Below are 15,173 nucleotides of genomic sequence, written 5' to 3' on the forward strand. Positions count from 1 at the left end.
GTTAAGATAATGAAGGAAATTTGGAACTGGATTCAAGTGACATTTGCTGTTGTTGGTGGTTGGCTCGGATATTTTCTCGGAGGATGGGACGGATTTTTATATGCTTTACTTACTTTTGTTGTGATTGATTACATCACAGGTTTGATGTGTGCTGTGCTTGATAAGAAGCTATCCAGTGAGGTAGGCTTTCGCGGCATATTCAAGAAAGTACTCATCTTTTCACTGGTAGCAATCGGTCACATTATTGATAAAAACGTTATTGGAGATGGCTCTGTTATACGAACAGCGGTCATCTTTTTTTATCTTTCAAATGAAGGCATATCCATACTTGAAAATGCTGTTCATGTTGGTCTGCCTGTGCCACAGAAACTCAAGGATATATTAGAGCATCTTCACAACAGAAGCGACAAGGAGGACTATAAATGAATCTACGTAAATTAATACTTACGAACAATGCCTGCTACAAGGCAGGTAAAACAATAAAACCGAAGGGTATAATGGTTCACTCAACAGGGGCTAACAACCCAAACCTAAAACGCTACGTTGGTCCAGACGATGGCTTGCTAGGAAAGAACCAGTATAACAACCATTGGAATCAAAGCAAACCTGGAGGGCGTGAAGTCTGCGTCCATGCCTTTATTGGTAAATTAGCAGATGGATCTATTGCCACCTATCAAACATTGCCTTGGAATCATCGTGGTTGGCATGCTGGAGGAGCTGCTAATAATTCCCATATTGGTTTTGAAATTTGCGAGGACGGTTTGACCGATGCCTCGTATTTTTCTGCTGTTTATAAGGAAGCTGTGGAGCTTTGTGTATATCTTTGCAAACTTTATGGGTTTAGTGAAAGAGATATCATTTGTCATAGCGAAGGTTATAAACGAGGCATTGCCAGTAATCATGCAGACGTGATGCACTGGTTTCCTAAGCATGGGAAGAGTATGGACACCTTTCGAGCGGATGTAAAGAAACTATTAAGTGCCGAAAATAAACCAGCAGACACGGTGAATAAGAAATATTACCGTGTGCAGATCGGTGCTTATTCTGTTAAAGCAAATGCTGAGGCACAGCTTGCCAAAGCTAAAAAAGCAGGCTTTACGGATGCATTTATTAAGTATGATTAATCAAATAGAGCAGGTAAAAAAACAGTATTTCTTAAATTTCATCAAGCCTCTCAAATAAAATATTAAACTATTAAATTTAAGTAGCCTGTGAGGGTTCTTCCCTTGCAGGCTCTTTTTTTATGCCTTGATTTAATTAAATTCTACAAATCCTCAACTTCGACCTGTTCCCACGGCTATTAGGTAGGAGGTGATTCCTAGTGAATCAGCACGAGAATAAAAAAGTTACGAAGATCTCGGATGAGGTTATAGACAAAAGCACCACCGCACTTAAGAGAGTTTCACAGGAACAGTTACAACGTGAGTTTGATTATATCCAGGCAGAAAAGTTGCTGAGAAAGATGCTCGAAAAAGGCTTAATAACTGAAGTGGAATTTAACAAGATAGATGCACTCAACCGCCAAACTTTCTCCCCTTTTTTAGCTGAGATAATGCCCTGAAATCCTTGATATATAAGGGTTTCAGAGGTAATATGTGACATACCAAGAAGGAGGTGAGAGGATGAAAAAGATAACGAAAATAGAAGGGAATCTAGCCAACTCTTTTATTAAGGCAAAAATGCGAGTAGTTGCCTACTGCCGAGTTTCAACAGATAGTAATGAACAGCTAGTCAGCTTGCAAGCACAAAAGGCCCATTATGAGACCTACATAAAGGCGAATCCGGAATGGGAATATGCAGGCTTATATTATGACGAGGGAATCAGCGGCACGAAAAAGGAAAACCGCTCTGACCTACTTAGAATGTTATCAGACTGTGAAACTGGGAGAATTGACCTAATCATTACAAAGTCCATCAGCCGATTTGCGAGAAATACTACAGACTGCTTGGAGATGGTTCGAAAACTGATAGACCTTGGGGTTCATATCTATTTTGAGAAGGAAAACATCAATACGGGTTTAATGGAAAGTGAATTGATGCTCTCCATTTTAAGTGGGCTTGCAGAAAGTGAGTCAATTTCCATTTCTGAAAATACGAAGTGGGCCATTCAAAGACGATTTCAAAACGGAACCTTTAAAATTTCCTACCCACCATATGGGTATCAAAACATTGACGGTCAGATGATAGTAAACCTCAAGCAGGCTGAAGTTGTGAAGTATATTTTTGCAGAAGTATTATCGGGCAAAGGTACACAGAAAGTTGCAAATGATCTTAATCAAAAAGGTATCCCATCAAAAAGAGGTGGCCGTTGGACGGCTACTACCATTCGAGGGATTCTGACCAATGAAAAATATACTGGCGATGTTATTTTGCAAAAGACTTATACTGACAGCCATTTTAACAGGCACACCAATTACGGTGAGAAAAATATGTACCTAGTAGAAAACCATCATGAGGCAATTATCAGCCATGAGGATTTTGAAGCAGTAGATGCCATTCTTAATCAGAGAGCAAAAGAAAAAGGCATCGAAAAGCGCAACAGCAAATATCTAAACCGATATTCTTTCTCCAGTAAAATAATCTGCTCTGAATGTGGCAGTACCTTTAAAAGACGGATTCATTCATCTGGAAGAAAATACATCGCTTGGTGCTGCAGTAAGCATATAAGACAGATGACGGAATGTTCTATGCAGTTCATTCGAGATGAAGATATAAAGACTGCATTTGTCACGATGATGAATAAACTCATTTTCGGTCAGAAGTTCATATTAAGGCCACTTTTGGATGAGTTGCGCAGCAAGAATAATGCGAAAAGTTTTCGTAGAATCGAAGAGTTGGAAACTAAAATTGTAAACAACATGGAGCAGAGCCAGGTACTGACAGGTTTAATGGCCAAAGGGTATCTGGAACCTGCTCTGTTTAATAAAGAAAAGAATGCACTGGAGGCAGAAAGAGAAAGGTTTCTTGCCGAAAAGGATCAACTTACTCGTTCCGTCAATGGCAATATTGCAAAGGTAGATGAGGTTGACCGTCTGCTTAAGTTTGCCACTAAGTCCAAAATGCTCACAGCTTATGAGGATGAGTTGTTTGAAAATTACGTAGAGAAGATTATTGTTTTTTCACGAGAGAAAGTCGGATTTGAATTAAAATGTGGAATCACATTGAAGGAAAGGTTGGTGAATTAGATGGGTCACACACCCTATGGATATAGAATTGAAGATGGAAAGGCTGTTGTAGATGATAAAGCAGCAGAACAAGTAAAAGAGTTATTTTCAGGTTACTTGTCAGGATTATCCTTGAAGAATGCTGCAATAAAAGCTGGGATAGATTGCTACCATGCCACAGTAAGTAGGATGCTACAGAACAAGCAATACCTTGGAGACGAATTCTATCCTCCAATTATTGATGAGGAGATATTTGAAAAAGCAAGGTTAGAAAAACAAAAGCGAGCAGAAAAACTTGGACGGATATGGGAGCCTAAAGATGTACCAAAAACGGATTATCCTGTAAAGTTCAAAGCAAAACCTCTAGTGCAAAAATATGACGACCCATACAAGCAGGCGGAATATGCCTACAGTTTGATAGAAAGCGAGGTGTAACAAGTGGCAGTGAGTAGGAATGTAACAGTCATTCCAGCAATTAAACGAATCGGAAATAATAAAAATAGTGAAAGCAAACCCAAAATACGAGTGGCCGCTTATTGCCGTGTTTCAACGGATAGTGAGGAGCAAGCTTCAAGTTATGACATTCAGATTGAACATTATACAAATTATATTAAGAAAAACAAGGAGTGGGAATTGGCGGGTATCTTTGCGGATGACGGTATCACAGGTACAAATACCAAAAAGCGTGATGAATTTAACCGCATGATAGAAGAGTGCATGGCTGGAAATATTGACATGATCATCACAAAATCCATCAGCCGATTCGCCAGAAATACATTAGATTGCCTTAAATACATCCGGCAGTTAAAGGATAAAAACATCGCCGTATTCTTCGAGAAAGAGAATATCAACACCATGGATTCCAAGGGTGAAGTATTGTTGACCATCATGGCATCCCTTGCCCAACAAGAAAGCCAGTCCTTAAGCCAGAACGTTAAGCTTGGCATTCAGTATCGATATCAGCAAGGAGAAGTTCAGGTCAACCACAAGCGTTTCCTTGGATACACCAAGGATGAAAACAAGCAACTAGTGATTGAGCCGGAGGGCGCTGAGGTTGTTAAACGGATTTACAGGGAGTACCTAGAAGGAGCCAGCCTTTTACAGATAGCAAGAGGACTAGAAGCAGACGGGATTCTTACAGCGGCGGGTAAATCTAAATGGAGACCTGAAACACTGAAAAAAATACTACAAAATGAAAAGTACATCGGTGATGCCCTTCTACAAAAAACATATACGGTTGATTTCCTTTCTAAAAAGCGAGTGAAGAATAACGGAATCGTTCCCCAGTATTATGTGGAAAACAGCCATGAGCCTATCATTCCACGCGACCTTTTTATGCAGGTTCAAGAAGAGATGGTTCGAAGAGCAAATCTTCGAGGCGGCAAGAACGGCAAAAAAAGGGTCTACAGCAGCAAGTATGCTTTATCGAGTATCGTTTACTGCGGACAGTGCGGTGATATTTACCGGCGGGTACACTGGAATAACCGAGGCTACAAGTCAATTGTTTGGCGATGCGTCAGCCGTCTGGAGGAGAAGGACTCTGAATGCACTGCCCCTACCATAAATGAGGAAACATTGCAGACAGCAGTGGTTAAGGCTATTAACGAACTTTTGGCTAACAAAGAACCTTTCCTTTCAACATTACAGAAAAATATCGACACTATATTTAATGAAGAAAGTGATAATGATACGGATGAGCTTGATAGCAAGTTGGAAGAATTGCAGATAGAGCTTCTTAAACAGGCAAAGTCAAAAAATGACTACGATAATGTTGCTGATGAGATATACCGCCTTCGGGAGATGAAGCAAAATTCACTTGTAGAAAATGCCGAGCGTGAAGGAAAAAGGCAACGAATCGCTGAAATGACTGCTTTCTTGAATGAACAGTCTCACGAGTTAGAGGAGTATGATGAGCAGTTGGTAAGGCGGCTTATTGAAAAAGTTACGATCCGCGATGACAGGATTGAGGTGGAGTTTAAGTCAGGTGTGAAGATTGAAGAAATGATATAGATTATTGAGTCAACCGCAATTAAGGAAACTATCGCCTTTGGCGGTATTTCCTCCCTTTATATTTTTTGTGTTGAATATAGAACCTTATTGTGATAAAATATACGCTGATACAAATAAGAATTCAGGAGGAACCGAAACTATGACAGCCTCAATGCGTTTAAGATAAGCTGGCAATAAAAAAGGCAGAATCTATCCCTTATGATAGGCTTTTTTGTTGTGCTTATTTATACGATATTGAGCATTCATTAGTTGCGGTCAGAATATAGGTTATTTAACTATACCTTTATTTAACTGTGTCTTTAATATGAATGTTTCCAAATTGTATGTATGCAGACCAAAAGCCACATTGTGGATTTAGGCCTGCATTTTTTATTGCCTAGAATGCTATTCAAAATAGAAATTCAAGCAAAATAATTATGCAGGAGAAAATATAAATGGAAAAATACAACAATTGGAAACTTAAGTTTATTACAATATGGGCAGGGCAGGCAGTTTCTTTAATCACTAGTGCTATCCTGCAAATGGCGATTATTTTTTACCTTACAGAAAAAACAGGATCTGCGATGGTCTTGTCTATGGCTTCACTAGTAGGTTTTTTACCCTATGCTGTCTTTGGACCTGCCATAGGTGTATTAGTGGATCGTCATGATAGGAAGAAGATAATGATTGGTGCTGATTTAATTATCGCAGCAGCTGGGGCAGTGCTGGCTATTGTTGCATTGTATATGGAGTTACCTGTCTGGATGGTTATGGTAGTATTGTTTATCCGCAGCGTTGGAACAGCTTTTCATACCCCAGCACTCAATGCAGTTACGCCACTTTTAGTACCAGAAGAGCAGCTTACGAAATGCGCAGGCTATAGTCAGTCTTTGCAGTCTATAAGCTATATTGTTAGTCCAGCGGTTGCAGCATTGTTATATTCTGTTTGGGAATTAAATGCTATTATTGCCATCGATGTATTAGGTGCTGTGATTGCGTCTATTACGGTGGCAATTGTACGGATTCCTAAGCTGGGCGATCAAGTGCAAAGCTTGAAACCAAATTTCATAAGAGAAATGAAAGAAGGAATTGTCGTACTGAGACAAAACAAAGGATTATTTGCCTTATTACTCTTAGGAACAATATATACTTTTGTTTATATGCCAATTAATGCACTATTTCCTTTAATAAGCATGGAATACTTTAATGGAACACCTGTGCATATTTCTATTACCGAAATCGCTTTTGCATCTGGAATGCTAGTAGGAGGCTTACTATTGGGGAGATTAGGAAGTTTCAAAAAGCGTGTACTACTAATAACAGGTTCGTTTTTTATAATGGGGGCCAGTTTAGCCGTTTCAGGAATACTTCCTCCAAGTGGATTTGTTATATTTGTAGTTTGCTGTGCAATAATGGGGCTTTCGGTGCCGTTTTATAGCGGTGTGCAAACAGCTCTTTTTCAGGAGAAAATTAAGCCTGAATATTTAGGACGTGTATTTTCTTTGACCGGAAGTATCATGTCACTTGCAATGCCAATTGGGTTAATTCTTTCTGGGTTCTTTGCTGATAGGATCGGTGTAAATCATTGGTTTTTACTATCAGGTATTTTAATTATTGGCATTGCTATAGTTTGCCCCATGATAACTGAGGTTAGAAAATTAGATTTAAAATAAACAATATTGGAGGGATATTTATGTATCTTATTTTCATGTAATTCTTCCTGCTTAAATCGCAGGGTTTTCCCTGCGTACAAGCAAATGAAAACATGCGATTATAGACAGGAGGATAATGTTATGGAATTGATATTAAAAGCAAAAGACATTCGTGTGGAATTCAAAGGACGCGATGTTTTAGATATAGATGAATTAGAAGTATATGACTATGACCGTATTGGTTTAGTGGGAGCAAATGGTGCAGGGAAAAGCACTCTACTCAAGGTACTTTTAGGAGAATTAACTCCCCCAGGATGTAAATTAAATCGTCTGGGTGAACTTGCCTATATCCCTCAGTTGGACGAAGTAACTTTGCAGAAAGAAAAAGATTTTGCACTTGTAGGAAAGCTTGGTGTTGAACAATTAGATATACAGACCATGAGCGGTGGTGAAGAAACAAGGCTTAAAATAGCACAGGCTTTATCAGCACAGGTTCATGGTATTTTAGCGGATGAACCTACGAGTCATTTAGACCGTGAAGGAATTGATTTTCTAATTGGACAGTTAAAATATTTTACAGGTGCACTGTTAGTTATTAGCCATGACCGTTATTTTCTTGATGAGGTAGTAGATAAAATATGGGAACTGAAAGATGGCAAAATCACTGAGTATTGGGGAAACTATTCTGATTATCTTCGCCAGAAAGAAGAAGAACGCAGGAGCCAAGCTGCAGAATACGAACAATTTGTTGCGGAACGTGCCCGATTGGAAAGGGCTGCAGAGGAAAAGCGAAAACAGGCTCGTAAAATAGGACAGAAGGCAAAAGGTGCTTCAAAGAAAAAAAGTACTGAAGGCGGAGGGCGTTTAGCTCATCAAAAATCAATAGGAAGTAAGGAAAAAAAGATGCATAATGCCGCTAAATCCCTAGAACATAGGATTGCGGCCTTAGGAAGTGTAGAAGCTCCAGAAGATATTCGTAGGATTCGTTTCAGGCAAAGTAAAGCATTGGAGCTCCACAATCCATATCCTATTGTCGGTAAGGAAATTAATAAAATATTTGGAGATAAAGTATTGTTTGAAAATGTATCTTTTCAAATTCCGCTTGGCGCAAAAGTGGCATTAACTGGTGGTAATGGAACAGGAAAAACAACTTTAATCAAAATGATCTTAAACCATGAAGATGGAATTTCTATTTCACCTAAGGCAAAAATAGGCTACTTTGCACAAAATGGTTACAAGTACGACAGTAATAAGAAAGTATTGGAGTTTATGCAGGAAGATAGTGATTACAATGTTTCAGAAATTCGTTCAGTGCTAGCATCGATGGGGTTTAAACAAAACGATATTGGGAAAAGTTTATCTGTTTTAAGCGGCGGAGAAATTATAAAATTGTTGCTAGCTAAAATGCTTATGGGCAGATATAACATCCTACTAATGGATGAACCAAGCAACTTCCTTGACATACCAAGCTTAGAGGCTTTGGAAATTTTAATGAAGGAGTATGCTGGAACTATAGTGTTTATCACCCATGACAAACGGTTGCTTGATAATGTGGCTGATGTGATTTATGAAATTAGTGATAAGAAAATAAATCTGAAACATTAAACTTAAGGTAGTCGCTGGTCAGAATAGTCTTCTCTGGCTGGCGGCTTCGTTGTTAAAGTAAAAAGACTTTTTTTCTTTGGCAAACATTACATTAATGAATATTAAAATAATTTAAATAAGGGAGGTTGGTTATAGGTGGTTGATAATAACACAGTCATGAAATCTGGGAGATGTATAGAATGTGGAGCTAAAGAGACCGATGGTTTTTCATGCCATGAGCTATTCGGGTTCCCTCTTGTATGGGAGCATAATGATCCAAAGCTATATGAGTTACATTTTTGGCTTGTTTCGTGCTATATGATCCAGCATCCTTCGAATTTTACTGAAGAAGGATATACAAATTTAGTAAATCTTTTTATTAACGCTTTTGATAATGATTGGGATACACCATATATTCTTAAGAAAAATCGAGAAATAGTAAAGTCATTAAGCAAAATAACAAACCCTTTACCAAGCAACGCAAGAAAGCGTGAACTAAGACTTTGGCCTATGACAATTGAAGATATATATTTAGGTCGGGAGCAAAATGCAATCGTTAATATTAATAAATGGAAAGAGCAAATAAGAAACGAATTAAGGTAATGAAGTAATTAAAGATTAAAGGAGCTAATATTTTATGATAGGACCAGATAAGAAAAAACTTTATCCAAATGAAAATATAAAGACGGTTTGTTTTATAAGCAATCTACCTAAAAGACCCAATGTGGAGATTGGGGAAAATACCTATTATAGCGATAATAAAAAAACACCGGAGAAATTTTATGATAATATAGAGCACCATTACGAATTTCTAGGGGATAAACTTATAATAGGAAAGTTCTGTGCAATTGCAGAGGGTGTTAAGTTTATTATGAATGGTGCAAATCATAGAATGGATGGAATTACAACCTATCCCTTTAATATCTTTGGCCATGGATGGGAAAAGGTGACTCCTACAATTGAACAACTTCCTTTTAAGGGAGATACAGTGATTGGCAATGATGTATGGATAGGTCAAAATGTTACCATTATGCCGGGTATTAAAATTGGTGATGGTGCGATTATTGCCGCTAATTCAACAGTAGTGAAAAGTGTTGAGCCATATACAATATATGGTGGGAATCCAGCTAAGTTTATCAAAAAACGCTTTAGTGACGAAAAGATTGAATTCTTGCTAAAGCTACAATGGTGGAACTGGAGTGAAGAGGAAATATTTAATAATCTTGAAATGTTAACATCCAAAGCAGGGTTAGAGCAATTCATGAAAAATTCCTAGACTTGGGGCCTTTCTACCACGGCACAAAAGGGAACTTAAATCTAGGGGGTGCTGGAACCTCGATTTAGCTCTAATTATTGCGAGCTAAAGAAGGCAAGCTTCATCTTTAGCTTTGATTGGAACAATAGACATTATATTAAGGAGAAATAGCTTTGAGATTTATCACTTATAGATTTAATTTGAACGGAGGGATTACATGGTAAGTAAAACTGATGCCATTGAGATAATAACATACGCTGAAGAAAATGGAATTAACATATGGATTGATGGCGGTTGGGGAGTAGATGCACTATTAGAAGAAGAAACAAGAGCACACAATGATATTGATTTATTTGTGGAAGAAAGTAATAGTAAAAAGTTTATTGAAATAATAAAAGAAAAAGGCTTTGCGGAAGTTACAGAAGCATATACCACCACATCTCACACGGTTTGGAAGGATACTAAAGGTAGGGTAATTGATCTTCATATATTTAATTTCAACGAAAAAGGATACATTGTTTTTGAAGGAGAAGCATATCCACCAAAAGTGTTTAGTGGCATTGGGAAAATAGGCGATAAAATGGTTAGATGTATTGATGCTGAAAATCAAGTATTATTTCATCTGGGCTATGAGTATGATGAAAATGATATGCATGATGTAAAACTATTGTGCGAGAGATTTAATATTCCTGTTCCGAGTGAATACAAGTAACTGACAAATTCCAATTTGTCTATCAATAGTGCAATAAATTAGAATTTAGAGGAGGAATAGATATGGCACGTTCAATTAGAGATTCCCTTTCGGGATTTGGAAGTGAACTGTTGGAACGAATAAGAGAAGATAGCAATGCATGGCTAGATGAAGCTGCCTTTGAAGAAAGAGTCATTGGGATTGAAAAGGCAACTGCGGCTCTGAAGGAAGCCAAAGTTGAAGATGAGAAAATCATTTACCTTTTGCAAAAATATTGGGATTTACGCCTTAGCGAGGCAAAGGGATTTTTGCAGCAAGAAAGACACACTGAAGAAAAGTAAAGGATTCCTGTGGTAAACATCCCAAAGATAAATTCAGTTTAACGATACTAATTACATGAAAGGGAATCGACAATACTGTGCACAGATTGTCGGACGGGTAAATGCATCCCCTGATAATATTGATGATGAAAGGAGGTTGTTTGATGGATTCTTTAAGAAGTATGAATAATGCATTGGGTATATTGAAGAGCACTTAACAGAGGAGATTGATTATAGTGAAGTATCTAAAATCGCATATTGTTCGGAGTATCATTTCAAGCGAATGTTTTCTTTTTTAGCAGGAATAAGTTTATCAGAATATATTCGGAGAAGAAGACTGACGTTGGCTGCACTTGATTTGAAAGATAGGGATTTGAGAATAATTGATGTAGCCGTCAAATATGGCTATAATTCGGCTGATTCATTTTCCCGTGCTTTTCATTCTCTGCATGGCTTTCTCCCTTCTGAGGCAAGGTGTGAGAATACACAATTAAAAGCTTATCCTCGAATGACCTTTCAATTATCAATTAAAGGAGGATGCGAAATGAACTATCGTATTGTTGAGAAAGGACCTTTTAAGTTAGTAGGATTTAAGAAGAGAGTTCCAATTATTTTTGAAGGTGTCAATCCAGAGATTGCAAAAATGACTGAACTTTTAACCATGGATGTTATTAATCAAATTAAAAGCAATTTCAAATGTAGAACCTACAGGTATTATTAGTGCTTCCACTAATTTTTCAGAAGGTAGAATGGAAGAGAAAGGAGAATTAGATCATTACATCGGGGTAGCAACATCAAGTAATGAAACTGCAGATTTTGATGTATTAAAAATTGATGCTAGTACCTGGGCTGTATTTGAATCGATTGGACCATTTCCGGAAACACTTCAAAATGTGTGGGGTAGGATATACTCAGAGTGGTTTCCATCTTCAGGATACGAGGCGGTTGAAGGTCCTGAAATTTTATGGAATGAGAGTCCAGACACTGGAAATCCAAAGTATCGAAGCGAAATCTGGATTCCAGTAAAGAAAAAAGACTATTAATGACATCAATGTTTATGATTGAGGGCGCTCTAGTAAGAGTGCCCTTTTCGTAAATGGTACGATTGGTGGATATGTTCCCGTCTACTGACAGTGCCAAAAACGTAGTGGATATGTTTCCGAGAACGGGCAACTTCAAATGACATTCATTCTGTCCTCTCGAGCCATGTGGAGACCATGATGTACTGCGACTGTATCATAGCCGCTGTCCAATCCGGCGAAGCGGAACGGTATTTTTAGTTTCTGTTTCTGGTATGCTATACGTTTAACACAATAGGGAGCATCTGTCACATCTCCCGGCGTAACATGCACGTCTGTTATGATACCGTATTGGATATCTGCGCTTTGATGGCAAAGGTAGTGGAATCCTGCCGGCTTGGGATGTCTGTGCATCCATCCAGCTTCAGGATCGGAGACGGCCTTTTTTTTTATGGTCACAGTCATGTCGGCATCTTCACTTTTTTGCCGGATGTCCTGGCCATATTCGTCATTTAGTTTTTGCCAGTACTCATTGGGCCCTTCCATGAGAAGCACTTTCTCTGCATTGCCATTAGCAGCGTTAGCTTTGATATGCGTGGAATCCATAACCACGCATTCACCGCCAATAAGTCCAGCTTCAGCACATTTTTTAACCACTGTGTTAAATATCTCCTGAAACACTTCTGTATCCTTAAACCTGCGCTTGCGGTTTTGGGAAAAGACGGAGTGATCCGGAACTTTGTCTTCCAGATCAAGGCCAAGAAACCAGCGGTAGGCGATGTTGACCGTAATCTCTTCCTCGAGCTTTCGCTCCGAATCTATCCCGTACAAATAGCCGATAAGTAGCATTTTTACTAAAATGACCGGGTCAACTGATGGTCGTCCTATGTCACTGTACACCGGCCTCATGATTTCATATATGAAGCTGAAATCTATTGCCGCATCCAGCTTCCGAAGGAAGTGTCCTTTAGGTACAAGGTCTTCCATTAATACGCACAGCATCCGATTTTGTCTGCTTTTTTGCTCTGTCATCATCGTCATCACCCTATTTCATTATACCATTCCAGAGGGTGATATCGTTTGATTTTACAAGACCTTGGGGAAAGTTTTAAATTTCGTCGTTTAGAATTTGAGTACACTAGTATAGTAAATTTCAAAATTGTCAAATATTAAAATTGAGTTATTCTACACCGTTTGTCAACAGACCCCAACTCTTGAATTTGAGATAGCCTATACTCCTTCAGATTTATCCACAGTAAAAGTTCCATATATACGAGACCCAAAAGATTTGCCTATTTTGGTTTCTGCTATGGTGGCTCAGCCGGATATCATTGTTACTGGAGATTTGGATTTCCACACGTCGGAAATTCAGGAGCATTTTACAGTAATGGCCCCGGCTGACTTCTTGAGGACTTTCTCTGGTGACTTAAGTCATTTATCACATCAACTTAAAACATAGTAGATAAAGATACACACTGATATTATAATCAGTCAATTTCAGAAAAGAGGAAGCCAGCCATGGCAAAAAGCATTGTACAATATGATTTACTGATTTCTTGTCCCGGAGATATTCAGGATGAATTAAAGATAATAAACGATGTCATAACTCAATTCAACGAATTATACACCGATGTTTTGGGATTATGTGTCCGTACAAAACATTGGTCAAAAAACTCTTATGCCCAATCGGGAGCTAAACCGCAGAACCTTTTGAACAAACAGTTTGTAAGAGATTGCGATGCTGCCATAGCTATATTTTGGACACGCTTTGGAACTCCAACAGATAAATATGGCTCAGGTACGGAAGAAGAAATTGAAGAAATGTTAGAATCGGGTAAACAAGTATTTATGTACTTTTCCGAAAAAGCGATACAACCTTCTCTGTTAGTTTCTGAAGAATATCAAAAAGTTCAAGGGTTTAAAGATAAATACAAAGATAAAGGAATTTATTTTACGTATACCTCGGATGAAGCATTCAAAAAACTATTTCTTGCACATCTATCGCAGTATTTCTTATCGTTAAACAAGATTGAGCAAATCGCCCAGACAAAATGCTCAAAAATAAGTATACAATCAATAACCGACAACGGGTTTAGCGATATTGTTTATCCGACTGTTTTCAATCTTTCTGGGCACATATGCACGGAAAATATGCTAAACGAAGCAAAGAGCTTATTTGAAAAATTATGTAGCTACAATGTGGATGGAAATACCTTATCATCTGTAACTCTAAACTCAGCTTTCTTTAGCCCTGTTGAAATCAATTCTGATAAACAAGAGGTCATTGCTCTATTCGCTGAAAAATTAAATATTAAGATACCCGAAAACTTCTTTTCTTTGGGAAATTTGCGAGAAAACAAAATAAATAGTGCAATATCAATTGTAGGGGGCCGTTCGTTTGAAGGCAATGCAGAAGAAAAAACAAGATATCGTGAAATAAACAAACTATATGAGAAAATCCAGGATATTCTAGGGTGGGCTCCATTTGAAAATCAGTTCAAAGATTATAAGTGTCTAAAGTTAGTTGTTGTAAACGACGGAACCACATTTGATGAAGATATTGATGTCTCTTTGCGATTCCCGGCACAGATGATAATTCAACATGAAGATTTGCCAATTCCAGAGAAAAATACTCTGAAGTATATAACTGAAAATTATTCATTGCATGATATTTTTGGGATTTCCAGTACAGCAAACTATAATGATTATAAATCTTCGAAGGTTTCTAATGGGTTTAGGTTAAATAAGATATCTCCACCAGTTGGGTTACCTGGTTTTAGAGATTACAGGGAAGAATATATCGAAGATTTAGACGATGTCTTTGAATATGAGTATTTTGATGATGACGGATATATTATCGTAAAGCTTCATATAGACTATTTAAAACACAATACGGCAGTGGCCTTTCCTACCGTGATTTTTATTACTGACAAGATATCTGATGTGAGTTATCAAATCACTTCAAAATTTAATGATTTAGTTATTAACGGTACAATACACTCGAGCGAGAAATAAGAATTCGTTAATAAATATTAAAAGCTATGAGATGAGCTTCCTAATCAATATTAGGCGGCTACTGTCTCATAGCTTTACTGTTATGTAATTGAAGAATCCCTTTATTAGTACATCATAATCCAGTTCCCTTTATAGTTCTCCTCAAGTATTGAATAGGATAATACACCATACAAAAAAAATTGTTGACAGGCCCTGACCACGGCGGTACTCTCCGGGCGTCATAAGCAGATTCAGCCGGATTCCGTTTCGGTCTGCGTGAGAAAAAGAAAAGGTCGCCGTGACCTTTAAGTTTTAAAAGCACCCGGAGGATCATTCAGGGAGTTTTTTGTTTCGTGGGGTTAAGTCCAGAACCTATTTCTTTTTTGGGTTGGGAAAAATATGACCTCTTAATCAAGATTTAGGAATGGGCATTAATACGCACGGCCTCGGTCTGACTCAAATAAATTCATAATATTGGTTTTAACACCTGGCTCGTGATCTGAAA

At 38.0% G+C, this 15,173-nt stretch carries 15 protein-coding genes and 1 pseudogene; 15 read left to right on the top strand and 1 reads right to left on the bottom strand.

From position 1 onward, the window contains the following. Nucleotides 1–9 precede the first annotated feature (9 nt). From AAH944_RS06880 to AAH944_RS06940, 13 genes and pseudogenes are all read left to right on the top strand, one after another. Complete coding sequence (locus AAH944_RS06880) at nucleotides 10–426, top strand: holin family protein (RefSeq protein WP_415537539.1); 417 nt, start codon at nucleotides 10–12, stop codon at nucleotides 424–426. Continuing rightward, the gene (locus tag AAH944_RS06885) at nucleotides 423–1,124 is read left to right on the top strand and encodes an N-acetylmuramoyl-L-alanine amidase (protein ID WP_044037646.1); all 702 of its coding nucleotides are present in this window, start codon (nucleotides 423–425) and stop codon (nucleotides 1,122–1,124) included. The genes AAH944_RS06880 and AAH944_RS06885 overlap by 4 nt, the downstream gene beginning before the upstream one ends. Nucleotides 1,125–1,354: 230 nt before the next feature. Next, the gene (locus AAH944_RS06890; protein ID WP_046128486.1) at nucleotides 1,355–1,561 is read left to right on the top strand and encodes an SHOCT domain-containing protein; all 207 of its coding nucleotides are present in this window, start codon (nucleotides 1,355–1,357) and stop codon (nucleotides 1,559–1,561) included. A 61-nt stretch (nucleotides 1,562–1,622) separates the two neighbouring features. After that, nucleotides 1,623–3,185, top strand: coding sequence for a recombinase family protein (locus AAH944_RS06895; RefSeq protein WP_415537541.1), 1,563 nt, complete (start codon nucleotides 1,623–1,625; stop codon nucleotides 3,183–3,185). Next, nucleotides 3,186–3,599, top strand: a complete 414-nt coding sequence (locus AAH944_RS06900; RefSeq protein ID WP_044037642.1) for a recombinase family protein — start codon at nucleotides 3,186–3,188, stop codon at nucleotides 3,597–3,599. It abuts the gene before it with no gap. Nucleotides 3,600–3,602: 3 nt separating this feature from the next. Next, nucleotides 3,603–5,174 (top strand): recombinase family protein, encoded by a 1,572-nt coding sequence (locus AAH944_RS06905; protein WP_415537543.1) that lies wholly within the window; start codon nucleotides 3,603–3,605, stop codon nucleotides 5,172–5,174. Nucleotides 5,175–5,608: 434 nt separating this feature from the next. After that, on the top strand, nucleotides 5,609–6,826 hold the full coding sequence (mef(A), locus tag AAH944_RS06910) for a macrolide efflux MFS transporter Mef(A) (protein ID WP_128123316.1): 1,218 nt from the start codon (nucleotides 5,609–5,611) through the stop codon (nucleotides 6,824–6,826). Nucleotides 6,827–6,946: 120 nt separating this feature from the next. Then, complete coding sequence (gene msr(D), locus AAH944_RS06915) at nucleotides 6,947–8,410, top strand: ABC-F type ribosomal protection protein Msr(D) (protein WP_128123317.1); 1,464 nt, start codon at nucleotides 6,947–6,949, stop codon at nucleotides 8,408–8,410. A gap of 135 nt (nucleotides 8,411–8,545) precedes the next feature. Further along, nucleotides 8,546–8,992: a DUF5946 family protein gene (locus AAH944_RS06920; protein WP_123779057.1), complete on the top strand. Its 447-nt coding sequence runs from the start codon at nucleotides 8,546–8,548 to the stop codon at nucleotides 8,990–8,992. Nucleotides 8,993–9,026: 34 nt separating this feature from the next. Further along, nucleotides 9,027–9,665: a Vat family streptogramin A O-acetyltransferase gene (locus tag AAH944_RS06925; RefSeq protein ID WP_123779058.1), complete on the top strand. Its 639-nt coding sequence runs from the start codon at nucleotides 9,027–9,029 to the stop codon at nucleotides 9,663–9,665. Between the two features lie 196 nt (nucleotides 9,666–9,861). Then, nucleotides 9,862–10,356, top strand: a complete 495-nt coding sequence (locus AAH944_RS06930) for a nucleotidyltransferase domain-containing protein (protein ID WP_123779059.1) — start codon at nucleotides 9,862–9,864, stop codon at nucleotides 10,354–10,356. A gap of 62 nt (nucleotides 10,357–10,418) precedes the next feature. Next, entirely contained in the window at nucleotides 10,419–10,676 is a 258-nt protein-coding gene (locus tag AAH944_RS06935) for a hypothetical protein (RefSeq protein WP_052514478.1), read from the top strand. 143 nt (nucleotides 10,677–10,819) lie between these two features. Beyond that, nucleotides 10,820–11,698 (top strand): annotated as a pseudogene (locus tag AAH944_RS06940) (AraC family transcriptional regulator). Nucleotides 11,699–11,830: 132 nt separating this feature from the next. On the opposite strand, the gene AAH944_RS06945 reads toward AAH944_RS06940, so the two are convergent. Beyond that, nucleotides 11,831–12,706: a transposase gene (locus tag AAH944_RS06945; protein WP_415537545.1), complete on the bottom strand. Its 876-nt coding sequence runs from the start codon at nucleotides 12,704–12,706 to the stop codon at nucleotides 11,831–11,833. Between the two features lie 127 nt (nucleotides 12,707–12,833). Here AAH944_RS06945 and AAH944_RS06950 point away from each other — a divergent pair, with 127 nt between their 5' ends. Both AAH944_RS06950 and AAH944_RS06955 read left to right on the top strand, forming a co-directional pair. Further along, entirely contained in the window at nucleotides 12,834–13,133 is a 300-nt protein-coding gene (locus AAH944_RS06950) for a hypothetical protein (RefSeq protein WP_415537548.1), read from the top strand. Between the two features lie 59 nt (nucleotides 13,134–13,192). Beyond that, the gene (locus tag AAH944_RS06955) at nucleotides 13,193–14,689 is read left to right on the top strand and encodes a hypothetical protein (protein ID WP_415537550.1); all 1,497 of its coding nucleotides are present in this window, start codon (nucleotides 13,193–13,195) and stop codon (nucleotides 14,687–14,689) included. The last annotated feature ends 484 nt before the right edge of the window (nucleotides 14,690–15,173 follow it).

Origin of the sequence: Dehalobacter sp. CP (assembly GCF_047652685.1) — a bacterium.
In the GTDB taxonomy this organism is placed as follows: Bacteria; Bacillota; Desulfitobacteriia; order Desulfitobacteriales; family Syntrophobotulaceae; genus Dehalobacter.